This window comes from Flavobacterium caseinilyticum, from assembly GCF_004349085.1.
In the GTDB taxonomy this organism is placed as follows: domain Bacteria; phylum Bacteroidota; class Bacteroidia; order Flavobacteriales; family Flavobacteriaceae; genus Flavobacterium; species Flavobacterium caseinilyticum.
Window position 1 is genome coordinate 16,905 of the sequence record NZ_SMFM01000010.1, and the last position, 25,616, is coordinate 42,520.

The window sequence follows — 25,616 nt, forward strand, 5'->3', positions numbered from 1 at the left end:
TATGAAATTAATTTTAACATATAAGTCATTTAAGTCAAACTATTTAGAATAAATAATTAAAGAATAATAACTACAAAAACAGTTGTTTTGTAAGAGACTTACTTAAATAAATTTACATGACTTATATGTTTGAAAAAAAAAGCTAGTTTGTTTATTCTTGTACAGCTTTTTTTCCAAAATCAGCCGGAAAAATTAAGAGTCGCGATAATATTATTCCTGGAATGGTCGCTATAAATACCCAAATAAAGAAATTTCCATATCCCAAATATTCCTGAATATAACCGCTTAACATTCCCGGAAGCATCATCCCCAAAGCCATAAATCCGGTTGCGATAGAGTAGTGAGACGTCTTAGATTCGCCATCGGCAACATAAATCAAGTACATCATAAACGCAGCAAAACCAAAACCATATCCAAATTGTTCCGCAATTACCGTTAAATAAACATAAAAAACGGAAGTTGGGTGAAAATGAGAAAGCAATATAAATCCTATTATCGGTAAGTGCATGGCTAAAATCATCGGTAACATCCATTTGCCAAGCCCTCCTTTTGAAATGGCTATTCCGCCAAGAATTCCGCCTATTACCAGCGCAGCAACTCCAAATGTTCCATAAATGATACCTACATCTTCGGTGGTGAGTCCCATGCCGCCTTTTGTTTTATCATCTATTAAAAAAGGAGTTAACATTTTTAATAATTGAGATTCTCCTAATCTGAAAAGAAGGATAAACGATAATATGATTCCGATTTGTTTCTTTTGAAAAAAGGTTTTAAAAACAGCTGCAAAACTTTGTTTGTTTTCCTTTTCGACTGTAACTTTTGTTTCTTCTACTTTTGGAGTGGTCAAAAAATTATAGATAGTCAGGAAAGCCATAATCAAAGCTACAGCTATCATCGTGTAGGACCAAGCTTTGCTTTTGTCTCCATATTTCTGCTCCAGAAAACCACCCAGAATTACGATTAATCCATTGGCGGTAAGCATTGAAAGTCTGTAAAAAGTACTTCGGATTCCTAAGAAGAATGATTGCTGTTCTTTGGCCAAAGCCAACATATAAAATCCATCGCTTGCCACGTCATTTGACGCCGAAGCAAATGCCGCGACCCAAAATATTGCAAGGCTCAGTACAAAAAAATTACTCAGCGGAATGGTTAATCCCACAACCAAAAAGGCAACTGCAATCACCAATTGCATCGCAAGAAACCACTTTCTTTTAGTGGCATATAAATCTATAAAAGGACTCCACAATGGCTTAATAACCCAAGGCAAATATAGTAAGCTGGTGTACACTCCGATATCTTCGTTATCGATGCCCAAACTTTTGTACATAATCACCGAAACGGATATAATGATGGCATACGGAAATCCGGATGCAAAATTTAATAACGGAATCCAATACCAAGGGTTTTTGTCGTTTCTCATTTTTAGCGAATTATATTCGATTAAATTTTATAGCGTAAAGTTCACTAAAGTAGCTTCACTTTCATTACCATAAAAATCAATGAATGTAATGGCGCAGGTTGTATTTTTATCTAATTTATAAGTTGGAATCACAACCTCAACAGTGTCGGTATCCTCTTTAAATGCTATTTTGTCAATAATTTGACTAGGATCATTTAAATCAATTTTTGAGTTGAATTTGGCCCCGTAAACCATAACATAGCGCACTTTACTGTACAAAGGATACGTGACATTAAATCGTGATGAAATAGGATCTGTCAAAATGTTATTCGCTGTGGGAACAATAGCCATTGTTTTAATGGAATTTGGAACCACAGTAGGAAGAGCAGGATATTTATATTGGTTTTCTGTTAATAATTTAGTTACATTTTGATTTCTATTCAAAAATGATTTGGCGCTAAAAAAAGCATTCCCCTGAATGTTCTTATACGATCGGGTGATGTCTATCTGATTCGGAATTTCCTTTGGATTGTTCCATCTTTTATCAGAATCTGTATTGATTTTATATGTTCCATTTCCAATGTAGATTGCGGTATTTGTTGAATTTTCAGACCACCAACGCAATAATTTTGAATAAGAAGCTTTTGGATGATCCATACTCCAATACAATTGTGGAACGAGGTAGTCAATCCATTTGTTTTCCATCCAGGCTAACGGATCAGCAAATAAATCATCATAATTAGTTTGTCCAGCTTCAGTTTCAGAACCTCTTGGATCCACTGATTTATTTCTCCATACTCCAAATGGACTGATGCCAAATTGGACCCATGGTTTAATACTTTTTATTGAAAGGGAAACACATTTTACAAAATTATTCACATTCGAACGTCTCCAATCTTCAATGCTTGATCCGTTTCCATATTTTTTGAAAGAGGCGGTATCGTTAAATACCTCTCCTTTTATTCTGTACGGATAAAAGTAATCATCAAAATGTATCGCATCAATATCATATTTTTCCACAACTTCCTCTACAATAGCCAATAAATGGTTCTGAACTTCGGGTAATGCCGGATTGTAATAATATTTCCCGCCGTATTTAATCATCCAATCCGGATGCTTGAAAAAATCATGTTGCGGACTCAATAGCGACGTATTGTAATCCATCGTAGCTCTATATGGATTCATCCAGGCATGAAACTCAAAACCTCTCGCATGCGTTTCAGCAATCATCCAAGCTAGTGTATCAAAATAAGGTTTTGGAGCCTGACCTTCTTTTCCGGTCAAAAAACGGGACCATGGTGCTAATTCGGTTGGATAAAATGCATCTCCAACGCTTCTGATTTGGACAATTACAGCGTTATAATTCAGTTTTTTATAAGCGTCTAAAATTTCAATATAATCTGCTTTTTGTTTGGCAACATTATCAGTACTCATTTTCGGCCAGTCAATATTTACTACGGTAGCAATCCAAACGGCTCTAAATTCATTTTTAGGATTTGTGACTTGCATCTGTGCTTTTACATTCAAAACCGAAAGTAAAAGAAACAAAATAAGTAATCCGATATGCTTGACATTCTTCATTATTGTTGTGTTTATTAAGTATTCAAAAATAGTTTTTTTAGTGAAATCAGCCCGTTAAAATCCAGATAAAATTTGACTTATTTTCCTGCTGCAATTTCTTTGCCGTTTTTTTAATAAATCAGTTAGTTGTATTACTTGATGGTATCATACTTTGAAAATCATTTTGTTTTTATAAAAAAACCAGAGAATAAGAGACCAAAAAACGGCATAAGTTAACGCATATGTCAGTGACGCATCCAACGGATTTTCAAAAATGGGCACAATCCAAAAGTTATAAATTAAATTCTGAAGATTGATTTCTTCAGCAGATATGTCTGGATTCTGAATTTTAATAGAGCTTAAAACCCTTGGAATAATTCCCGAAAAAAAGAACACAATCATAGGATTTACCCCCCAAATTAAAAAAAAAGTCGCCCATTTTTTATAGTCTGCAATATCAATTGTGTAGTATAATATTGCTAAACATACTGTAGCGATACCAGCGGAATACAATACGTAAGAACTTGTCCAAAGCGATTTGTTTATCGGAAAGATGATACTCCAGATTAAACCGATGATTATTAAACCAATACCTGTAATTCCAATTTTTTTGGCAATTTCAATTTTCGGAATTGGCAAGTTTAATATTTGCCCGATAAACATTCCTAAAATCCCGGTGGCTATCGCGGGTAAGGTGCTCAATATCCCTTCCGGATCCCAAGTTTTGGAATAACTCCACATATGTCCGCTCAAAAGTAAATTGTCCAGCCAGGCAGCTAGGTTGGTGCCTTTTTCAAAATTTGCCGCGCCAAATCCCGGAACAGGGACAAAAGCCATTAAAATCCAGTACGTCAGTAAAATCAATGCAGCAACTATAAGTTGTGTTTTTTGATTAGTCTTCAAATACAAAATAGCGATGAAGAAATAAACAATCCCTATTCGCTGTAAAACGCCGGGAATCCGTACGTCCTGAAAAGCTTCTATTTGACTGTATGCCAAAAATAGTAATGTTGCAAAAACTGCAACAACGAAATATGTTTTAATTTTTAAAGAAAAGTTTCCTAAAAGCGCATAAGCCACTGCAAAAGTTATTACCAACCTGAGTATTAACAGAGAGATTCCTTCTAATCCAAATAACTCTATTTTACTGAAAAAGTTTAAAAATAATCCTAAACAGAAAATCCGTAACGAGCGTACGAGAATTTTATTAAAAACGGCAAAGTCAAATTGTTTATCTGGCATTGCAAAAGGAATTGCGGTCCCCATAATAAAAATAAAAAACGGAAAAACTAAATCGGTAGGAGTACAGCCATGCCATTCGGCGTGTTTGAACGGCGGATAAATAGAACCCCAACTTCCCGGATTGTTTACAATAGTCATCAACAAAATGGTGAACCCTCTGAATACATCAAGTGATATTAAACGCTCTTTTGTCATTTTTAAAATTAGATTATTGGGTTAATTTAATCATTTTAAACGTATTAAATTAAGGATACTTAAATAGGCATTGACAATTTTATTTTACAATATACTGCTGAATTATTTACTGCATATATTCTCGAATTTTTTCTTTAGATAATTTATTTCCTTTCGTTGATTCATGTGGATTCTTTTTAAACTTCTTTGCTAATTATTCTTTTACGATATAAACGTAAATCATTGGATTCATATTCTTTTTTTAAGGATAAAGGAGTATTAGCGATGACTTGCATTATACGATTCTAATATTCATTTTAAATTCTTGGATTTTCTGTGGCCTTTGTCAAAAATTGGAAATCAGATGTTTTACGATATTGCTAATAGAATCGTCTGTTTCCCGCTTAGTTACTGCAATATCTTTATCAAAAATACTTAATTTTTTTAAAAGTGTTAAAGCAATAGAAACATAAGTAAATAAGAGACAATTCTTTATATTTGTTGTGATAACTTTCTTAAATACACCAATAATTATGAGTGCAATTCAAACTTTGACGTATGTAAAACCAGGAAAATACGAAACAACCCGATTTGAAAAAATTCATAATGAGATTTTTAAAAATTCACAACAAGCTTCAGAGATTGTGGCGTTGGAAATTGCAGAATTAATAAGATCCAGACAGGCCAAAAATAAATTGTGCATTTTAGGTTTGGCGACTGGTTCCTCTCCCGTTAAAGTATATGAAGAATTGGTGCGAATGCACAAAGAGGAAGGACTCAGTTTTAATAATGTAGTGACTTTTAATTTGGATGAATATTATCCAATGACTAAAGAGAATAATCAGAGCTATCATTATTTCATGCATCAGCATCTATTTAATCACATTGACATCAGTCCGGAAAATATTAATATTCCCGATGGAACCGTTGCAATTCAAAATCTGAATCAGTATTGTGTTGATTATGAAACGAAAATTAAAAAGGCAGGCGGACTGGATTTTCAGCTGTTGGGAATAGGTCGCACAGGTCACGTAGGATTTAATGAACCGGGTTCCCATATTAATTCAGGAACACGAATAATTACGCTGGATCATATTACAAGAGTTGACGCTTCATCGGATTTCAACGGCATTGATAATGTTCCTAAACGAGCGATTACTATGGGAGTTTCGACTATCCTGGCTTCCAAAAGAATTGTGCTGATGGCCTGGGGACAAAATAAAGCCGAAATTATTAAGAGAACAGTTCAGGGAGATATCAATTCAGAAGTTCCCGCCACATTTTTGCAAAACCATACCAATACCACTTTTGTTTTAGATCAATCTGCCGCTTCTGAACTAACCCGATTTAAAACGCCGTGGTTAGTGGATGACTGTATTTGGACCCCTGAATTAAAAAGTAAAGCAATTGTTTGGCTCTGCCAAGAAACAAAAAAATCAATATTAAAACTGACAGATAGAGATTATAACAATAACGGAATGTCTGATTTATTGGCACAAGAAGGATCTGCCTATGACTTGAATATTAATATGTTTAATGTTTTGCAGCATACTATTACAGGATGGCCCGGAGGAAAACCCAACACGGATGATTCCAACAGACCTGAAAGAGCCAATCCTGCCAAGAAAAGAGTAATCCTTTTTAGCCCGCATCCGGATGATGATGTGATTTCTATGGGAGGTACTTTTTCTAAATTGATAAAGCAGGGACATGAGGTACATGTGGTGTATCAAACATCAGGAAACATAGCTGTTACAGATGATGAAGCATTAAAATTTGCTGAAGTTGCTAACGATTTCATAGGAAACAATGAAGGTATAATCAATTTTCCGAACATCATTAATTTCTTAAACAATAAATCAGAAAATCAGACGGATTCGCAGGACGTGAGAAAATTGAAAGGATTGATCCGACGCCGCGAATCGCACGCAGCAACAAGATATATCGGACTGGAAGCTAAAAACATTCATTTTCTCGATATGCCTTTTTATGAAACCGGTCAAATAAAAAAGAGTCCAATAGGTGCAGACGACATCGCAATGGTCGCCGCCATTATTGAAAAAATAAAACCGCATCAAATCTTTGCCGCGGGTGATTTATCTGATCCGCATGGCACTCATAAGGTTTGCTTAAATGCGATACTTAGCGCGATGAAACAGCTCAAGCCGAATCCATTCATGAATGATTGCTGGTTGTGGTTGTATAGCGGTGCTTGGCATGAGTGGGAAATTCACGATATTGATATGGCAGTTCCACTAAGTCCGGAAGAAGTTTTACTGAAAAGACATGCTATTTTATACCATCAATCCCAAAAAGACAGAGTGATGTTTCAAGGAAACGACTCCAGAGAATTTTGGGTACGTGCCGAAGACCGGAACAAGCATACTGCAAAGCTCTATGATGATTTGGGATTAGCTGAATATCAGGCTATGGAGGCCTTTAAACGTTTTGATTACTAAAAAAATTTTTTAAACAAGTTGGGTAGAATTATTACCCAACTTGCCTACAATCCCAATTAAATTACTTTTTATATCTGTTAATTTCGTTTTTAATCATGTTTTACAAGTCTCCAAATATTTATATTTTCTTTTGTTTATTTGAATGAGGCTTATTTCGCAAAAGGAAATAGTAAACTTCAAGAATTATTACTAAAATCATTAAATTATAATTCGCGATAATTTATATTTGTGAAAATAATAGCAATTTACTCCACAAAATGTCAATTACGCCTAAATTACTAGAATTATCTCAGTCATTAGAAGGAGCACTTTTATATGATGATCTGCATAAAACATTGTATGCCACAGATGCTTCTGCATATCGGATGATACCAGATGCTGTAGCGATTCCAAAATCAGAGGATGATATTGTAAAAATTATTCGCTTTGCAGCAAAAAATAAGATTTCAATCACGCCCAGAACTGCCGGAACTTCGTTGGCTGGTCAAACAGTGGGTAATGGCATAATTGTCGATGTTTCGAAACATTTCACCAAGATTGTTGCTTTTGATGCAGAAAAAAAGACAATAACAGTTCAGCCGGGAGTAATTCGTGATGAACTGAATTTATATTTAAAACCACACGGATTGTTTTTTGGACCCAATACTTCGACGTCAAATCGTTGTATGATAGGAGGAATGGTGGGCAATAATTCATCTGGAACCACATCGATTCGTTATGGAGTTACCCGAGATAAAATCGTCGAGATTAAAGCGATTTTGAGTGATGGAAGCTTGGCAGTGTTTAAAGAACTGACTTCGGCGGAATTCATTGAAAATACAAAAGGGAACATGCTCGAAAGCTCCATTTACAAGACTATTTATGAGGAACTTACCAATACAGAAAACCAGAAAGAGATAATCAAGGAATTTCCGAAACCTGAAATTCACAGACGAAATACCGGATACGCGATTGATTTATTATTGAAATCGGAACTTTTTGGAGGAACCGAAAACACGATAAATCTAGGAAAACTCCTTTGCGGCAGCGAAGGAACGTTAGCTTTTACCACCGAAATCACACTGAAAGTGGACGAGCTGCCACCAACGAATAATGTGATGGTCGTGGCCCATTTTCATACCATTCAGGAAAGTTTAGAAGCTGTGGTTACCGCGATGAAACATCATTTGTATACCTGTGAAATGATGGATGATACGATATTAGATTGCACGAAAACCAACAGAGAACAAGCCAAAAACAGATTTTTCATTCAAGGCGAACCAAAAGCGGTTATCATGCTCGAAGTGGCGTCGCATCACAGTATGGAAGACGCCGAATCGCAAGCCAATGCTTTAATCGCTGATTTACAAAGAAATAATTTTGGGTATGCTTTGCCAAAAATTTACGGAACTGATATTGATAAAATTAATGAGTTGCGAAAATCGGGTCTCGGACTTTTAGGTAGCATTGTTGGCGACAACAAAGCGGCCGATTCTATTGAAGATACTGCCGTTGAGTTGAGTGATTTACCCAATTATATTGCCGAATTCTCGGCGATGATGGAGCGTCACGGGCAGAGCGCCATTTATTATGCACATGCCGGCGCCGGAGAATTGCATTTGCGACCGGTTTTAAATTTAAAAACAAAAGAAGGACTGCATCAATTTAGAAACATCGCAACCGAAGTTGCTATTTTGGTTAAAAAATACAGAGGTTCGCTGAGCGGGGAACACGGAGACGGAATTGTACGTGGCGAGTTTTTGCCTTTTATGATTGGTGAGCAGAATTATGAATTGTTAAAAAGAATCAAACACGCTTTTGATCCCAATACCATCTTAAACGTGGGGAAAATCGTCAACGCTTTCAAAATGGATGAAAATCTGAGGGTGGAAGCGGGCAGAGTGGAACCTGAAATACAAACGATTCAGGATTTTTCGGATAGTATGGGGATTTTGCGTGCTGCGGAAAAATGCAATGGTTCCGGTGATTGCAGAAAATTACCATCGGCAGGCGGGACTCTGTGTCCAAGTTACCGCGCCACCCGAAATGAGAAAGATACGACGCGCGCCAGAGCCAATGCGCTGAGAGAATATTTGACGCATTCCGAAAAAGACAATAAATTTGACCACGAAGAATTATATAAGGTATTTGAATTGTGTGTGAGTTGCAAAGCCTGTGCCAGCGAATGTCCCAGTAATGTGGATGTAGCGGCTTTAAAATCAGAGTTTTTGTACCAATACCAAAAAGCAAATGGATTTTCATGGCGCAATAAAGTTTTTGCTTTTAACGCCAAATTGAATGGACTCGGAAGTATTACTCCAAGGTTTACGAATTTCATGGTGAATTTGCCTTTGGTGAAAAAAAGCATGGGAATTGCTTCCAAAAGAGAAGTGCCGCTTTTGGCTCCAAAGACATTTCGAAAATGGTACGAGGAAAATTGGAATCAGGCGCCAAGTAATTCTTTTGTAAACGGAAAAGTATGTTTGTTTTGCGATGAATTCACTAATTTCTATGACGTTTCGGTTGGAATTGATGCGTATGAGTTATTGACAGCATTAGGATATGAAGTGATTCTGGTAGATCATGAAGAAAGTGGAAGAGCTTTTATTTCTAAAGGGTTTCTAGAAGAAGCAAAAGCAATTGCGAATACAAACGTTGCTGTTTTTTCGGATTACATTACTGCAGATTTTCCCTTGATAGGAATCGAACCTTCAGCTATATTGACCTTTAGAGACGAATATATTCGCTTGGCAGATGATAAAGAAGGCGCTGAAAAATTAGCCAAAAATGTTTTTACGATTGAAGAATTTTTCAAGAATGAGATTACAAAAGGTAAAATTCATGCAGAACAATTTTCTGATGAGGCAAAAGCAATAAAAATCCACGGACACTGTCACCAAAAGTCATTGAGTACGATGGAAGCGACTTTTGCGATGTTGAATGTGCCGAAAAACAGTTCGGTTACCATTTATAATTCGGGTTGCTGTGGCATGGCAGGTTCTTTTGGATATGAAAAAGAACATTATGAAATCAGTATGCAAATGGGCGAGGATACGTTGTTCCCAAAAATTAGAGCAACTGAACCAACAACAGCCATTGCCGCTGCAGGAACGAGTTGTCGCCATCAGATTTTTGACGGAACCAATAGGAAAGCATTGCATCCGGTGACCATTTTAAGAAGTTGTTTGAAGTAGGATCTATTTCTTTACAGACTGATAAATTGGGACTGACTTTAGTTTGCCAATAATTATCTTAAGGTTGTTTTAAAAAAAATAATAATAAAATTCTTTTCTATTACTATATCCGAACAAAATTTATATTATTGCAAACTGCAAGTAAAAAAAAATACAAATAGATTAATTTTTAATGATAAAATTTAGATATGGCATTTTCAAGTTTATTTAGAAGAAAATCAACAACAACAATACTACAGCAAGGTGGCGATGGAGATCATACGGAACTACGCAAGGTTCTTACGGTCAGAGATCTGACTTTTTTTGGGATTGCTGCGATCATTGGCGGAGGAACTTTTAGCGCGATTGGAAATGCCTGTTTTTCGGGAGGTCCCGGAGTAGTTATCCTGTATATCATTTGTGCTATCGCATGTGGATTTACCGCTATGTGCTACGCCGAATTTGCTGCAAGAGTTCCCGTTTCGGGAAGTGCCTACACCTATGCGTATGTTTCTTTTGGGGAATTGTTTGCATGGATTATCGGCTGGGCATTGATTATGGAATATTCTATCGGAAACATCTATATTGCTTTTTCTTGGAGTGGTTATTTTACGAATTTGTTGGAAACTTTTCAGATTTATTTGCCGGAATGGCTGACGATAAATTACCAATCTGCGCATTCGGCCTTTTTGGAAAATAAAGCTGGAGAAGGGTTTAATGCTTGGCAAAACGCACCGATGCTCGGCAGCTTGAAAATAATTTTTGATATGCCGGCTGTTGTAATCAATATATTGATCACTTATTTAGTATATCGAGGTACAAAAGAGTCCAGAAATATCAGCAATGTCATGGTGATGATTAAATTGGTGATAATAGCTTTGGTCATTGTTGTTGGCGCTTTTTATGTGGATATTGACAATTGGACGCCATTTATGCCAAATGGTTTCAAAGGAGTTATGGGTGGTGTTTCGGCTGTTTTCTTCGCTTATATCGGCTTTGATGCCGTTTCAACATTGGCAGAAGAAAGCAAAAATCCGCAACGGGATTTGCCTCGAGGTATGATTTATTCCCTATTGGTTTGTACCGTTATATATATCATTTTAGCGTTGGTCATTACAGGGATGGTTTCCTATACTTTGCTAGGTGTAAGCGATCCTTTAGCTGAAATATTTGCATTAAAAGGAGTAAAATGGATGTTGTTTATTGTTTCCATTGCGGCCGTGGTGGCAATGACCAGTGTAATGTTGGTTTTTCAAATGGGACAACCGCGTATTTGGATGACAATGAGTCGTGATGGACTGATGCCAAAGAAATTTGCCGAGATTCATCCAAAATACAAAACACCGGGTTTTGCAACTATCATAACAGGCTTAGTGGTTGGAATTCCAATATTCTTCACAGACGAAAATTTTGTTTTGGACTTTACCAGTATCGGGACTTTATTTGCTTTTGTGTTGGTTTGTGGCGGGGTGTTGATGTTATCACCTCAAAGCGAAGCTGAAATTGCGGAGCGTAAGATCAACGGCAAGTTTAAAATTCCATACATTAACTCCAAGTTTATTTTTCCTCTGCTGGTTGTGGTTACTGCATTCTTAATTCAGTATTTATTTCCAACATTTTTTGCGGATACTTTCGATTTATCCGCCGATAAAATGGCAGCAAATAGCACAATGATCATTTTCTTTATTTTGTGTATTGTTATGGCGGTTTTATCATTCCTTAAAAACCTTTCTTTAATTCCGTTACTGGGATTAATTTCGTGCTGTTATTTACTTACCGGAATGGCAGTTTCTAATTGGAAATGGTTTGGTGTTTGGTTGTTGATTGGATTAGTATTCTACTTTATTTACGGATATAAAAACAGTAAATTGAATCTCAACAAGTAATTAAATAAAAGGTTAAAAATATCCGTTTCTGCTCCAGAAATGGATATTTCTTTTTTCAATTTCTCTCCAAAATTAACAGCAACTCCGCAATTTTAGCGGACTTACAATCGGTTCCATTCCAGATGAGTTTACCGTGTTTGTTTACTATTTGTTTTGGTTTTCGGTAATTCCAGTTAGTTACTTCTTCCCAGGAGTATACAGTTTTTCGAGCTAAGCAGGCAGTGAAACCATAGCTATTTTGAAACGAATTCCAAATCGCTATTTGGGGGAAAGTCAAAGGTATCAGGACGGTTTATTTTTTCAATCAAGTTTGTTAAATTGCAATAAGTCAAATGCGTTTTGCGCAACTTTTGATAAATTTATTTCTTTACAAGAAATGTTTCGCAGCTTGGCTCATTTTGCGGAAGCTAAAAATCCACTATGAAATATTTTTTAAATAATTGATTTTGAATATTTTATAAAATCATAAAAAAATATTTCGTAAATTTATGTGTTATTTGTTCTGCTTTTTCTACTTCAATTCATACTATAATTTGTTAATAAGGTCTAAAAACAAAAAGAATGAAAAAGTATATTTTTTACCTAATGACTTTTGAATTTCTAATTTTAAATGTAAGATGTTCATCAGATGTTAACTTAGATGCAAATTTTGATCACAATATAGTCGAATCGGTTACAGTTAAAGAATATAAAACCAATATACCTTTACCAGAAGTAAAATTTAGCATCTATTTTTGTAAAAAATACGATGTTGAGTTCGGCACTTGTATAGAGAAAGAGCAATTGTCTTCATGCGTAACCGATAAAAATGGTATTTGCAAATGTACTTTTCCTAAGAATTCATTTGCAGACATTATAATAGAAAAACCAATGTATTGGATAAAACATTATCATAACATTGAAAGGAGTAAAGAATATGTAATTCAACCGGAAGCTTGGGTTAATATTAATTTTATAGCTAATGCTGAATATCCAAGTACATGTACTTTTTTTATAAAAATTGATGGAGAATTGCGTTATGCACAAGAAATTTTTCAGCTAATAAATCCATCAAATAAGGTTTTAACGCTGTTTGGTAATGAAGAAAATAAAATAAACTGGATATTGTATAAAACCTTTAACAGCAATTCCGAAGTCTTAAATTCAGGTAGTTTTATTTTAAACCCAAAAAAATTTAAAAATTTAACTTATACCTTAAATTATTGATTTATCACTCTTTTGATATTTTTTGTTAACTAGTAGATAGGTCTGATAAATTTCAGTTATTAATTTTACTATTACGGACAAAATAGATTGTTGTAAATTAAATTACTGTATTATTTGGTCAAAAAAACGCCGTTTAAATCAACTTTAAACGGCGTTTCATCTTATATAAAAGAAGTTGTTTATCGAATCGCTTGTACAAACTCTTCAATTTTTCCAGTTCCATTTTCGGTTAAATGCTGAATGAAGGCACTTCCTATAATCGCTCCTTTGGCATATTGTGTGGCTTGGTTGAAGGTTTCTTTGTTGTTAATTCCAAATCCAATTACTTGAGGATTTTTTAGATTCATGTCGGCAATGCGTTTGAAATATTCTTCTTGAGCGCTTCCAAAACCAGTTTGCGATCCCGTAACACTCGCTGAACTGACCATGTAAATAAATCCATCAGAAACACTGTCAATAAAGTTGATTCGTTCTACGGATGTTTGTGGTGTGATAAGGAAGATGTTTTTTAATCCGTATTTTTCGAAAGTAGTTTTGTATTCATCGGCATACACGTCAACCGGTAAATCAGGAATGATTAATCCATCGATGCCAATTTCGGCACATTTCTGACAGAAATTTTCAATTCCGTATTGCAACATTGGGTTGAAATATCCCATAATCACCAAAGGAATGGATACTGTTTTACGAATGTCTTTTAGTTGGTCAAACAAGACTTGTGTTGTCATTCCGTTATTCAACGCCTGTGTAGAACTAGCTTGAATCGTTGGGCCATCAGCCAATGGATCGCTAAACGGCAATCCGATTTCAATCATGTCGACGCCATTTTTTTCTAAATCCTGAATGATTTGTATCGTATCGTTTAGATTGGGATATCCCGCCGAGAAATAAATGGAAAGTATCTTTTTAGTCTCTTTTAATTTTTGATTTATTCGGTTCATTATTTATTTTTTTTATCAGATCAACAAGGTTTTAGAAACCTTGCAGGTCATTTATCGTTATCCTGCAAGCTCTTTTTTGACCTTGTAGGTTTAATTTTCAATGCCTTAAATTGCGGCACTGTATGCCCAAGCTTTTTGGTTGGATTGCAACTGTACTTCAACACGTCTGTAGTGCAATCCTTCGTACAGATCTGTTTGGCGAAGTTCTTGTGACGAAACAGAATACACCATTCCGTTGATAGTATCTTCGGGTTTATTAGTTTCTGTAATAATGGGATAGTGTACTAGTCCAAATTCTTCTTCAATTTGAATTTTTTTTACAATATATCCAATTAACGTTTCAGGAGTTCCCTCCAGAATACGTCCAAAGAGATCTTTTTGTATGTCTTCATTTTGTAAACTGCCGTAAGCGAATAATTTTTCCATAGTTTCTATTTTTGAAAGTGTGAACAAACGTAATTTTTATTGCTGTTGGGTTTGCGTTAAGGATTAAAGTGGAAATCCTTTTTTGTCTCGTTTTTTTAACGAGATAAAAAAGATTGCAACGGAAAGCCTGACCGCGCTGAAACGCTAGTGAAAGCGAGGTAACGCCCCGAAATAAATTCGGGATAAACCCCGAAATAAAGCCGGGATAAACTGTAAAATGAATTCAGAGTCAACCCAGTTATAATTTAAAATAATCGATATAAGTACTCAAATCTTTGTCACCGCGACCGGAAAGATTAATGACAACCACATCTTCCGGTTTGAATTTCATCTCGTCGAGAACGGCAAAGGCATGCGCACTTTCAATGGCGGGAATAAGCCCTTCCATTTTGGATAATTTGATTCCCCATTGCATGGCTTGATCATCCGTAATGGAGATAAATTGTGCTCTTTTGGTGGCGAATAAATTTGCGTGCATTGGACCTACACCCGGATAATCCAGTCCTGCAGAAATGGAATACGGTTCGGTGATTTGGCCATCCGTTGTTTGCATCAACAGTGTTTTACTGCCGTGAATAACACCCACTTTTCCTAGGGCCGATGTGGCGGCACTTTCCCCTGAATTTACGCCTAAACCGGCTGCTTCGACGGCAATGATTTTCACGTCCTCATCTTCTAAGAAATGGTAGTAAGTTCCAGCAGCGTTGCTTCCGCCACCTACGCAGGCAATTACATAATCAGGGTTTTCACGACCTTCTTTTTCCAATAATTGTTCTTTGATTTCCTTAGAAATAACACTTTGAAAGCGCGCTACCATATCAGGATAAGGATGCGGTCCCACAACAGATCCAATAATATAATAGGTGTCAACAGGATTATTAATCCAATCCCGAATGGCTTCGTTTGTGGCATCTTTTAAGGTTTTTGATCCTGACATTGCCGGACGAACTTCAGCACCTAACATTTTCATACGAGCTACATTTGGCGCCTGACGTTTGATGTCGATTTCACCCATGTACACGATGCATTCCAGACCCATTAAAGCACATACAGTGGCAGTGGCTACGCCGTGTTGGCCGGCACCAGTTTCAGCGATGATTCGTTTTTTGCCTAAACGATTGGCTAACAATATTTGTCCAATCGTATTGTTAATTTTATGCGCACCAGTGTGACATAAATCTTCTCTTTTCAGATAGATTTTAGTGTTGTATTCTTTTGATAGGCGTTTGGCAAAATAAAGAGGTGTTGGTCGGCCTGCATACTCTTTCAGTAAAGAGTCAAATTCAGCTTGAAATTCTGGTTCAGCTGTAATTTTTAAATAGTTTTGGCGTAATTCCTCAACATTTGGATATAACATTTCAGGAATGAAAGCACCTCCAAATTCTCCGTAATAGCCTTTTTCGTTGACGTTGTATGACATAATTTTATTTTTTATTTTGTTATCTGTAGAGACGTACTGCAGTGCGTCTCTACGTATATTTCTACATAATTCTATATTTTTTAATCCCGGTTCTATTTCGAATTTACTGTTTACATCAATGGCGTAAAGCGGTAAATTAGTTTTTGCTATTTCTTTCACTGCTTCCATTTCCTCAATTCCAATTCCGCCACTCAAGAAAAACGGTTTGCTTGAAGGATATTTTTCTAAGACTTTCCAGTCGAATGTGGTTCCGTTTCCGCCTGGTAATTTTCCTTTGGTATCAAAAAGGAAATAATCACATACGGTTTCAAAGGGTTTCAATACCTCAAAATCAAAAGCGTCATCAACAGAGAATACTTTGATGATTTCAATTGAACTATTCAGATTATCCCTCAATTCCTGGCAAAATTCAACCGATTCGTGACCGTGCAATTGAATGGCTTGCATATTATATTTCTGGGCTTTCGCCAAAATAACTTCTATGCTTTCATTTACAAAAACGCCTACTTTTTTAATCGATTTGGGTAAATCTGGAATCACACCATCAAAATACCGAGCTGATTTCTCCCAGAATATAAATCCCATATAATCGGGTAGGAGCGTACCTACTTCAATTATATTATCGGGATATTTCATACCGCAGATTTTTATCCCCAATCCTCCCAAAGTCTCGGGACTCCCTGAATGTGAGGGAGCGGAAGTATCTTGATTGTCAGTGTTTTTTTTCATCTATTTTTTTACCACAAATTTCACAAATTTTCACCTCTTGAATTCGTGTTAATTTGTGAAATTCGTGGCTAGTTTTAATTTTTTAATTTTGAAATAAATTCCGCTGCTGCTTTTCCTGCATTATCAGTTTTCATAAAATTTTCTCCAATTAAAAATCCTTTGTAACCAAAAGGTTTTAATTCGTTTATGGCTTCAATAGATGAAATTCCGCTTTCGGAAATTTTTACAAAATCATCCGGGATTTGCGCTGCTAATTGCTTGCTGAAATCCAAACTCACTTCGAATGTTTTTAGATTTCGGTTATTCACACCAATCATGTCTAATGTTGGCATAATCGATTTCTCCAATTCTTCCTGATTGTGAACTTCCAGTAAAACTTCGAGTCCTAAACTTTTGGCAAATTCAGATAATGATTTGATTTCGTCTCTGGTTAAAACCGCTGCAATAAGCAAAATTAAATCTGCTCCATGTGCTTTTGCTTCCAAGATTTGGTATTCATCAACAATGAATTCTTTTCGCAATAATGGAATGTTGACTGTGGCTCTTGCCAAAAGTAAATCGTCTAACGAACCACCAAAATATTTTCCATCCGTCAATACCGAAATCCCGCAAGCACCTGCATTTTCATATCCTTTGGTTACTTCTTCAACAGTAAAACTATAATTGATTTCTGCTTTAGAAGGCGAACGGCGTTTGTGCTCGGCAATGATTCCTGAGTTGCTGTTTCTTAAATTGCTGCTCAAAGAAATAGTCTTTTTTTCAAAGAAAACCGAAGATTCCAATTGTGTAACAGGAATAATCAATTTCTTGAGAATGACTTCTCTTTTTTTGTCAACTATGATTTTATCTAAAATATTCATTTATTTTATTGTTTCAAGTTTTCTTTGTTTAAGGTTTGAAGTTATCCGTATTTGGGAACAACTTTAAACGGTAAACTTTAAACTATTTTATTTGCTTAATTCCTGTAATTTCTTCAAAGCTACAAGTCCTTTTCCGGATAATAAACTTTCTTTCGCTATTTGAAATCCTTCTAAAGGAGAACATTTTGTAACTGTTGCAATTGCCATTCCAGCATTGGCACAAACCACATTATTCTGAGCCTCGCTTCCTTTTCCCGAAATGATATCGGTAAACATTTGTGCAGATTCTTCAATGGTTGTTCCGCCTTCAATTTCGCTTTGCAGCAAAAGGGGAACATCAAAATCTTCTGGATTTAGCATTCCTTCTTTGGAACTGGTAATTATTTTTGTAGGTCCTGTCAGAGAAACTTCGTCATAACCGTCAAGCGAATGCAGGATGGTGAAATTAGTATTCGTGTTTTGATACAAATAGGCATACATTCTGGCCAGTTCCAAATTGAAAACGCCCACTAATTGGTTTTGCGGAAACGATGGATTTACCATAGGTCCAAGCATATTGAAAAAGGTTTTTACAGCTAATTCTTTTCTGATAGGTCCCACATTTTTCATTGCGGGGTGAAATAACGGTGCGTGTAAAACGCAAATCCCTGCTTTATCGATGCATTTTTCCAGAAAATCACGATCATTACTGAACTTGATTCCTAGTTTCTCCATCACGTTACTTGACCCAGAAATAGAAGAAACTCCGTAATTTCCGTGTTTCGCCACTTTTATTCCTGCTCCCGCAGCCACAAATGATGCCAATGTTGAAATGTTAAAAGTATCTTTTCCATCACCGCCCGTTCCACACAAATCGATGGTATTATACGCGGATAAATCTACACGGATACACAATTCTAGCAATGCTTCACGAAAACCGGCAAGCTCATCGATGCTAATGCTTCGCATCATGTAAACCGTTAGAAAAGAAGCAATCTGGCTGGTGTTGTAACTTCCGTTTGATATATTAACCAATACGTTTTTCGCCTCTTCTTTCGACAGGATTTCGTGGTTGATTAATCTGTTTAATATATTTTTCATTTTTATTTTTTTGTTTAAGGTTTCAGGTTTAAAGTTTAATACAAGACCTAAAACTTCAATCTAAATATCCATATTGGCTCCCCTTCCTTTGGAGTGGGTTGGGGGGAGGAATTACCCTTTCACCCAGTTTTCCAATATCTTTTTCCCATTTGGAGTCAACACACTTTCGGGATGAAATTGAACACCGCGCACATCATACGTTTTGTGGCGCAAGGACATAACCTGTCCGTTTTCATCAAATGAAGTTGCTTCCAGAACATCCGGCAAATTAGCATCTACGACCCAGGAATGGTAACGTCCCACTTCAAATTCGTTTCCTAATCCTTCGAATAAAAGTTCATCATCGACTACAGTTTTTACATTGGTAGCCACACCGTGATACACTTTGTCCAAGTTAGAAAGCGTTCCTCCGTAAACTTCGCCAATCGCTTGTTGCCCCAAACAAACGCCAAAGATACTTTTGGTTGGCCCGTATTTCCGAATCACATCTTTCAATAATCCAGCTTCATTCGGGATTCCAGGTCCAGGAGAAAGAAGAATTTTATCAAAAACTGCAATTTCATCAATATCAAATTCATCGTTTCTGTAAACGGTTACTTCACAATCTAAATCTTCGAGATAGTGCACTAAATTATAAGTGAAACTATCGTAATTGTCTATGACTAGTATTTTTTTCATTTTCCTGCCCCAACCCCTCCGAACGAGGGGAGTACCTATTGGGGTAAATAGGTTTTTAATTGTTATTTTTATTTACAACTTCATAAGTTGCTATTTTTTTTAGACTTGGCTCCCTTCCCTTCGGGGAGGGTTGGGGAGGGGATTTATATTGTCTCCGCTAAATCCAACGCTGCATTCAACGCTCTCAATTTATTATACACTTCTTGCATTTCGCTTTCTTCATCAGAACTGGCAACAATTCCCGCTCCCGCTTGAGAATGCAATTGATGATTCTTACTAAGGAAAGTCCGAATCATAATCGCATGATTAAAGTTACCTTCAAAATCCATAAAACCGATGGCGCCTCCATAAAAATTACGATTTGTTTTTTCATAATCCTCAATCAGTTGCATCGCCCTATGTTTTGGCGCGCCGCTCAAAGTTCCTGCCGGAAAAGTATCGGCAACCACTTGCATCGTTGTAGCATTTTCATGTAAATGTCCCGTTACTTTTGAAACCAAGTGAATCACATGTGAGAAAAACTGTACTTCTCTGTATTTCTCCACATTGACGTGATGACCATTTCTGCTCAAATCATTTCTGGCTAAATCCACTAACATTACATGCTCACTGTTTTCTTTTTTATCTATGGATAATTCTTTGGCAAGAATCGCATCTTTTTCGTCATCGCCCGTTCTTTTGAAAGTTCCCGCGATAGGATGAATCTCCGCTTTACGGTCTTTTACAATAATCTGTGCTTCGGGTGATGAACCAAATATTTTGAAATCACCGTAATCAAAAAAGAATAAATAAGGCGAAGGATTGATGCTTCTTAGCGCACGGTAAACATTGAATTCATCACCTTTGAATCCTTGGGTAAATCTTCTGGATAAAACTAATTGGAACACATCGCCGCGGAAACAATGCTTTTTGGCCAAAGCCACATTATGCTTAAATTCTTCGTCAGTCAGATTCGAAAATCCTTCTCCTTCTTTCGAAAATTTATAAGAAGCAATATTTCGAGATTGTAATAATTGTTCGATTTCCGAAATGTTGTTTCTTCCGTCTAAACTGTGACAGAAAATATAAGCTTCGTTTTTGAAATGATTAATGGCAATGATGTTTTGGTACACGGCATAATAGACATCGGGAATGGTATTGCTGTTTTCTTTTTTGGCAATGGTTACTTTTTCGAAATAACGAACAGCATCGTACGAAATATATCCAAAAAGTCCATTATTGATGAACTTGAAATCATTCTTCTCGGATTTAAACTGACCCGAAAATTCTTGAATTACTTCAGGAATATTGGTAGTGGTATCAATTGCAATTTTCTCAGAACTGCCATCAGGGAAAGTCTTGTAAATAGTTTCATTTTCTATTTTGATGGAAGCTATGGGATTACAACAGATATAGGAGAAACTGTTGTCATTCCCATGATAATCGCTGCTTTCAAGTAGAAGACTATTTGGAAATTTATCCCGAATTTTAAAATACACACTCACTGGTGTTATTGTATCAGCCAGGATTTGTTTGTAATTGGTATTTAAATTAAATGATTTCAATTTTGATGTTTTTAATGTTGTGTGTTATGATAGAATTGGCACAAAAAAAAGGCCTGTCGTGATGACAAGCCTTTTATATTTATAGTTTAAATAATACTATAGGAGCTTAGTTCACGACGAATGACGTAAATTGTTCCACCACCAAGTATTGTTTAAAATTGTTTTCATGTTTTATTTTGTTGCAACAAATATATAAATGAAATTCGATTATTCAAAAAAATAAGTCGTTAAAAATTTTTAAAAAGGAAGGTTTTTTGTTAAATAAATATTTTCAGCTGCAATCCTTTTAAAACAAAACCCCAACAATTTCTTGTCGGGGCTAGTATGTTTATTTAAAATTTAGATTAGAATTTTAAAGCTACTGCTAAATTGAAATCGTCATTGATAGCTTTGTCTCCTAAGCTGTCGAAGAAACTTCCAGAACCATATTTAATATCGTATTTTGTTCTGTCAATAACTACATTAGCTGTAGCAGTATTTGCAGTTGTAGCAAGATCAAAAGTTACTGGTTTAGTAATTCCTTTGATTGTTAAATCACTAGTCACAGTATATAAATTTTTAGCTTTGGTAACTATTTTTTTGAAAACTAAAGTTGCAGTTGCAAATTTATCAGTACCAAAAAAATCATCAGCTTTCAAGTGGCCTTCTAATTTTTCTTTACCTTGACCTGCTTTCAAGTCAGTAACGACGATTGAATTCATGTCTACAGTAAATGTGCCACCAACTAATTTTTTTCCTTGGAAAACTAAAGCACCATCTTTCAGATTGATAGTTCCTTCATGTGCTCCAGTTACTTTTTTCCCAACCCAGTTGATAGTACTTGCTGAAGTGTTAATTTTTTTAGTTTGAGCAGTTACTGACATAGTAGATAAAACTACGACTAGCGATAATGCAATTGATTTTAAATTTTTCATGTGTTTAATTTGATTTGAATTAATGTTTAATTTGAACTAATAATTATAAGGTGATAAATAAATCTTCGTTTGATTTTCTAACTTTTTTGTAATGCTGCGTTGCATCCTCATCATGTCGATAACCAAGTGTTGCTATTAAGGTTGCATTTAATCCTAGTTCGTCAAGTCCTAATATTTCATTAACCTGAGTCGCAACAAAACCTTCCATTGGAGTTGCGTCAATTTTGAGCTCTGCTGCTACATTCAACAGGTTTCCCAAGGCTAAATACGTTTGTTTTGCGGACCATATATTTCTTGTTTCTTCTGTCAAGTTTACAATGTTAGATTTCATATACTCCACATAGCCTTGAATACTTTCCAGAGGAATTCCTCTTGTTTCACTCATGTTTTTAGAGAAGTTTACAATTCCTTCTTCACCAAAGTTGATTTCATTAGCGAAAACAATTAAGTGGGAAGCATCTACTACCTGGGATTGGCCGTACGAAGCAGTTAAAAGTTGTGCTCTTAATTCAGGATTTTCAACTATAATAATTTTATACGGTTGTAATCCGTATGACGAAGCGCTCAAGCGAATCGCTTCTTTCAACGTGCTTAAATCTTCAGTTGTTATTTTTTTCGTAGCATCGAATTTTTTCGTTGCATATCTCCAATTTTGATTTTCTATGAAAGTAGTCATAATGTAATACTATTTATTGATTTCTATATTTTTCTAATAATTGATTTAATTGATTTATTTCTTCTGTATTTAGATTTTTAGAAAAAAACTGCTCATGAGCAATTACTTTCGGATCTAATTCCCTTAAAACATCCAATCCTTTTTGTGTAATTAAAACTTCAATTTTTCGCCTGTTTTCAAGACAAACTTTTCGAGTCACCAATTCTTTCAGTAATAATTTATCGACTAATCGTGTGGTATTACTGGTTTTGGCTAACATGCGTTCTTGTATCATACACATATTTGCCGGGTTTCCTTTCTGACCTCTTAATATCCGTAATACATTATATTGCTCACCCGAAATTTCATGTGGCTTTAATATTTCATTAAAATTATCTGTAATTATGTTTTGCGTATATAAAACATTCAGGATAATTTTTTTAGAATTATCCATTGTCACAGTTGATTTTAAAATTTCTTCAATTTTCATATTTGTATATATGTAATTTGTTGGTACAAATGTAACACATTTTATATTTGTATATACAAGTGTTTGTTATTTTTTTGTTAAAATTATTTCAAACTTTTATAAATAATTTGAAAAATATACACTTATACGCTGATAATTAATGTTTTAAAATTTATTCAGCAGTGGTTTTTGCAACAAAATAAGTGAATTTGGGGTTCTTTGATTTTAGTTGCATTAAAAATTTGAAATGTAATTTTCCTGAATTGAAGTCAAAATACGAACCACAATTATTTCAGGATCCACAAACTAACAAGTAGTGCGCTGAAGAAAAGTAATTTTTATGCAGCTTTTCAACAAATTTGACTACTTCTTTTAAATTAAAATTGAATTCATGTTTTTGGATCAAAGTATTGTTTGAAACGGGTTGCAGTTAGCTGTCCATTACTTTTAAAGTAAAATTTTAAAATAATGTAGATCAGGCATTTAAAATTTAAAATTCAATAAAATTGCAAATTTTAATTGGAATTATGTAATTAAATCATTAGTTAAAAGTGTAAATTTATGAGAACTAAAAAACTTTAAATATTATTAAAAATGAAAAACGTAAAAAAACATTCACAGGATTCTGAAAACAGGAAACAGCAGGATTTAGAAATAAACAAATCCGATGCTACAGACCAATTGATGACCACAGATCAAGGACTTAAAATCAATGATGATAATAATTCCCTTAAAGCTGGTGAGCGCGGACCCTCGTTATTAGAAGATTTCATTTTAAGAGAAAAAATCACCCATTTTGATCACGAAAGAATTCCCGAAAGAATTGTTCATGCCCGAGGTTCGGCTGCGCATGGTTATTTTCAGGTGTACGAATCTATGGAGAAATATACTAAGGCAGGGTTTCTTCAGGATCCTAGTATCAAAACGCCCGTATTCACCCGTTTTTCAACTGTTGCTGGATCAAGAGGATCAACTGATTTGGCGCGCGATATAAGAGGATTTGCAGTAAAATTTTACACCGAGCAAGGAAATTATGATTTAGTGGGAAATAATGTACCTGTATTCTTTATTCAGGATGCCATGAAATTCCCAGATTTAGTTCACGCAGTAAAACCGGAACCGAATAACGAAATGCCACAAGCAGCTTCCGCTCACGATACTTTTTGGGATTTTATTTCGCTAATGCCAGAAACCATGCATACTATTATGTGGGTAATGTCAGATAGGGCTATTCCAAGAAGTTTACGCATGATGGAGGGTTTTGGGGTTCATACTTTTCGGTTTATAAATAAAAATAATGAATCACATTTTGTGAAATTTCATTGGAAACCAAAACTGGGTACTCATGCCGTAGTTTGGGATGAGGCTCAAAAAATATCAGGAAAAAATTCTGATTTTCACCGTCAGGATTTATGGGAAGCTATAGAAAATGGAGATTATCCGGAGTGGGAATTAGGCGTACAAATTATTCCTGAAGCCGATGAGCATAAATTCGAATTTGATTTATTAGATCCGACTAAAATCGTTCCCGAAGAAACAGTTCCAATTACCATAATCGGAAAAATGGTACTTAACCGTAATCCCGATAATTTCTTTGCTGAAACGGAGCAGGTCGCTTTTCACCCGGGTCATATTGTCCCGGGAATTGATTTTACAAATGACCCTTTATTACAAGGACGATTATTTTCGTATACCGATACGCAGTTGTCCCGTTTAGGAAGTCCGAATTTTCATGAAATCCCTATCAATAGAACGATTGCTCCAATGTTTAATAATCAGCGGGATGGACACATGCGTCAGGAAATCAATGTGGGTAGGATAAGTTATCACCCTAATTCTCTTGGTGGAGGCTGTCCTTTTCAGGCAAAAATAGATGAAGGTGGTTTCACAAGTTTCAACGAAAGGATAGACGCGCAAAAAGTACGAGACCGCAGTGAAAGTTTTTCGGATCATTTTAGTCAGGCAACCTTGTTTTTTAACAGCCAGACACAAACCGAAAAAAATCATATCATAAATGCCTTACGATTTGAACTTGGCAAATTAGAAACGCCAGCCATACAAAACCGTATGCTCGGACTCCTTTCTCAAATTGACAAAACTTTAGCGGAAAAAGTCGCCCAAGGATTAGGGCTTAAAGTTCCTAGCAGCCCTGATAAACCAATGAACCATGGTGTAGGTGCAGATGCTGATCAACACAAATACGAACCGAAAAAAGTGACTCAGAGTCTGAAATCCTCGGATGCTTTGAGTATGCTTAAAAACAAAACACTATCCAAAACAATTGCCACCAGACAGGTTGCATTTATATGTTCAGAGGGTGTTGACAGGGCTGCAATTAATGGAATGAAAGCCGCATTGGAAAAAGAAGGAGCAAGTATAAAAATCATCGCACCACATTTAGGAACTATAAAAACTAGCGATGGCAGCGAAATTAAGGTAGATCAAAGTTTTCTAATTGCTTCCTCGGTTCTATTTGATGCTGTGTATATTCCTGATGGAAAAAACACTAAATTCTTAAATTCTAATTCAGTTGTAATCGAATTTATAAATGAAGCTTACAAGCATTGTAAAGTTATTGGCGCTGATAAATCTGAAATTTTTATCAAAACCAATTTCAATGAAAAATTAGACGCTGAACAAGGAATTATTTTGAATGCTGACAGTCAGGACAAAACTTTTAGAATTTCTTTCATTGATGCAATGGGCGAACATCGTTTTTGGAACCGGGAAGAAGAAGTGTAGTCCAAGTAGATTTATTTAAAAATATAATACGTGTTAAACAAAAACCGAAATGAAAAATTTCGGTTTTTGTTTATATTAAT

General features: G+C 35.5%; 18 protein-coding genes and 1 pseudogene. 5 read left to right on the forward strand and 14 right to left on the reverse strand.

Annotated features, from left to right (window positions below):
* Positions 1 to 151 precede the first annotated feature (151 nt).
* From E0F89_RS15505 to E0F89_RS15515, 3 genes are all read right to left on the reverse strand, one after another.
* On the reverse strand, positions 152 to 1,420 hold the full coding sequence (locus tag E0F89_RS15505) for an MFS transporter (protein ID WP_131910641.1): 1,269 nt from the start codon (positions 1,418 to 1,420) through the stop codon (positions 152 to 154).
* A 27-nt stretch (positions 1,421 to 1,447) separates the two neighbouring features.
* Complete coding sequence (locus tag E0F89_RS15510; protein ID WP_131910642.1) at positions 1,448 to 2,980, reverse strand: glycoside hydrolase family 10 protein; 1,533 nt, start codon at positions 2,978 to 2,980, stop codon at positions 1,448 to 1,450.
* Between the two features lie 144 nt (positions 2,981 to 3,124).
* Positions 3,125 to 4,396 carry an acyltransferase family protein gene (locus E0F89_RS15515; RefSeq protein WP_131910643.1) on the reverse strand — a complete coding sequence of 424 codons (1,272 nt, stop codon included), beginning with the start codon at positions 4,394 to 4,396 and terminating at the stop codon, positions 3,125 to 3,127.
* Between the two features lie 512 nt (positions 4,397 to 4,908).
* Between E0F89_RS15515 and nagB the strand changes: the two genes are divergently transcribed.
* The 4 genes from nagB to E0F89_RS15535 all read left to right on the forward strand — a co-directional run bounded on the left by nagB (position 4,909) and on the right by E0F89_RS15535 (position 13,078).
* On the forward strand, positions 4,909 to 6,834 hold the full coding sequence (gene nagB / locus E0F89_RS15520; RefSeq protein ID WP_131910644.1) for a glucosamine-6-phosphate deaminase: 1,926 nt from the start codon (positions 4,909 to 4,911) through the stop codon (positions 6,832 to 6,834).
* Between the two features lie 257 nt (positions 6,835 to 7,091).
* Positions 7,092 to 10,007, forward strand: coding sequence for an FAD-binding and (Fe-S)-binding domain-containing protein (locus E0F89_RS15525; protein ID WP_131910645.1), 2,916 nt, complete (start codon positions 7,092 to 7,094; stop codon positions 10,005 to 10,007).
* Positions 10,008 to 10,195: 188 nt separating this feature from the next.
* Complete coding sequence (locus E0F89_RS15530; RefSeq protein ID WP_131910646.1) at positions 10,196 to 11,872, forward strand: amino acid permease; 1,677 nt, start codon at positions 10,196 to 10,198, stop codon at positions 11,870 to 11,872.
* A 561-nt stretch (positions 11,873 to 12,433) separates the two neighbouring features.
* A complete protein-coding gene (locus tag E0F89_RS15535; RefSeq protein ID WP_131910647.1) occupies positions 12,434 to 13,078 on the forward strand; it encodes a hypothetical protein in 645 nt (214 codons plus the stop codon).
* 179 nt (positions 13,079 to 13,257) lie between these two features.
* On the opposite strand, the gene trpA is transcribed toward E0F89_RS15535, so the two are convergent.
* The 11 genes and pseudogenes from trpA to E0F89_RS15585 all read right to left on the reverse strand — a co-directional run bounded on the left by trpA (position 13,258) and on the right by E0F89_RS15585 (position 22,815).
* Entirely contained in the window at positions 13,258 to 14,019 is a 762-nt protein-coding gene (trpA, locus tag E0F89_RS15540; RefSeq protein WP_131910648.1) for a tryptophan synthase subunit alpha, read from the reverse strand.
* A gap of 105 nt (positions 14,020 to 14,124) precedes the next feature.
* Positions 14,125 to 14,445: a gamma-glutamylcyclotransferase family protein gene (locus E0F89_RS15545; protein ID WP_131910649.1), complete on the reverse strand. Its 321-nt coding sequence runs from the start codon at positions 14,443 to 14,445 to the stop codon at positions 14,125 to 14,127.
* Between the two features lie 238 nt (positions 14,446 to 14,683).
* Positions 14,684 to 15,865: a tryptophan synthase subunit beta gene (gene trpB, locus E0F89_RS17510; protein ID WP_317126103.1), complete on the reverse strand. Its 1,182-nt coding sequence runs from the start codon at positions 15,863 to 15,865 to the stop codon at positions 14,684 to 14,686.
* Positions 15,866 to 15,931: 66 nt separating this feature from the next.
* Positions 15,932 to 16,594: pseudogene (locus E0F89_RS17515) on the reverse strand (phosphoribosylanthranilate isomerase); the annotation flags it as partial.
* A 74-nt stretch (positions 16,595 to 16,668) separates the two neighbouring features.
* Positions 16,669 to 17,454 (reverse strand): indole-3-glycerol phosphate synthase TrpC, encoded by a 786-nt coding sequence (gene trpC, locus E0F89_RS15555; protein WP_131910650.1) that lies wholly within the window; start codon positions 17,452 to 17,454, stop codon positions 16,669 to 16,671.
* Positions 17,455 to 17,541: 87 nt separating this feature from the next.
* Complete coding sequence (gene trpD, locus E0F89_RS15560) at positions 17,542 to 18,534, reverse strand: anthranilate phosphoribosyltransferase (protein WP_131910651.1); 993 nt, start codon at positions 18,532 to 18,534, stop codon at positions 17,542 to 17,544.
* Between the two features lie 111 nt (positions 18,535 to 18,645).
* Complete coding sequence (locus E0F89_RS15565; RefSeq protein ID WP_131910652.1) at positions 18,646 to 19,212, reverse strand: anthranilate synthase component II; 567 nt, start codon at positions 19,210 to 19,212, stop codon at positions 18,646 to 18,648.
* Positions 19,213 to 19,355: 143 nt separating this feature from the next.
* Positions 19,356 to 20,756, reverse strand: coding sequence for an anthranilate synthase component I family protein (locus E0F89_RS15570; RefSeq protein ID WP_131910653.1), 1,401 nt, complete (start codon positions 20,754 to 20,756; stop codon positions 19,356 to 19,358).
* Positions 20,757 to 21,100: 344 nt separating this feature from the next.
* The gene (locus E0F89_RS15575) at positions 21,101 to 21,670 is read right to left on the reverse strand and encodes a YceI family protein (protein ID WP_131910654.1); all 570 of its coding nucleotides are present in this window, start codon (positions 21,668 to 21,670) and stop codon (positions 21,101 to 21,103) included.
* A gap of 43 nt (positions 21,671 to 21,713) precedes the next feature.
* Complete coding sequence (locus tag E0F89_RS15580; RefSeq protein WP_131910655.1) at positions 21,714 to 22,346, reverse strand: NAD(P)H-dependent oxidoreductase; 633 nt, start codon at positions 22,344 to 22,346, stop codon at positions 21,714 to 21,716.
* A 13-nt stretch (positions 22,347 to 22,359) separates the two neighbouring features.
* Positions 22,360 to 22,815: a MarR family winged helix-turn-helix transcriptional regulator gene (locus E0F89_RS15585; RefSeq protein ID WP_131910656.1), complete on the reverse strand. Its 456-nt coding sequence runs from the start codon at positions 22,813 to 22,815 to the stop codon at positions 22,360 to 22,362.
* Positions 22,816 to 23,388: 573 nt separating this feature from the next.
* Between E0F89_RS15585 and E0F89_RS15590 the strand changes: the two genes are divergently transcribed.
* Positions 23,389 to 25,536, forward strand: coding sequence for a catalase (locus tag E0F89_RS15590; protein WP_131910657.1), 2,148 nt, complete (start codon positions 23,389 to 23,391; stop codon positions 25,534 to 25,536).
* Positions 25,537 to 25,616: the final 80 nt, after the last annotated feature.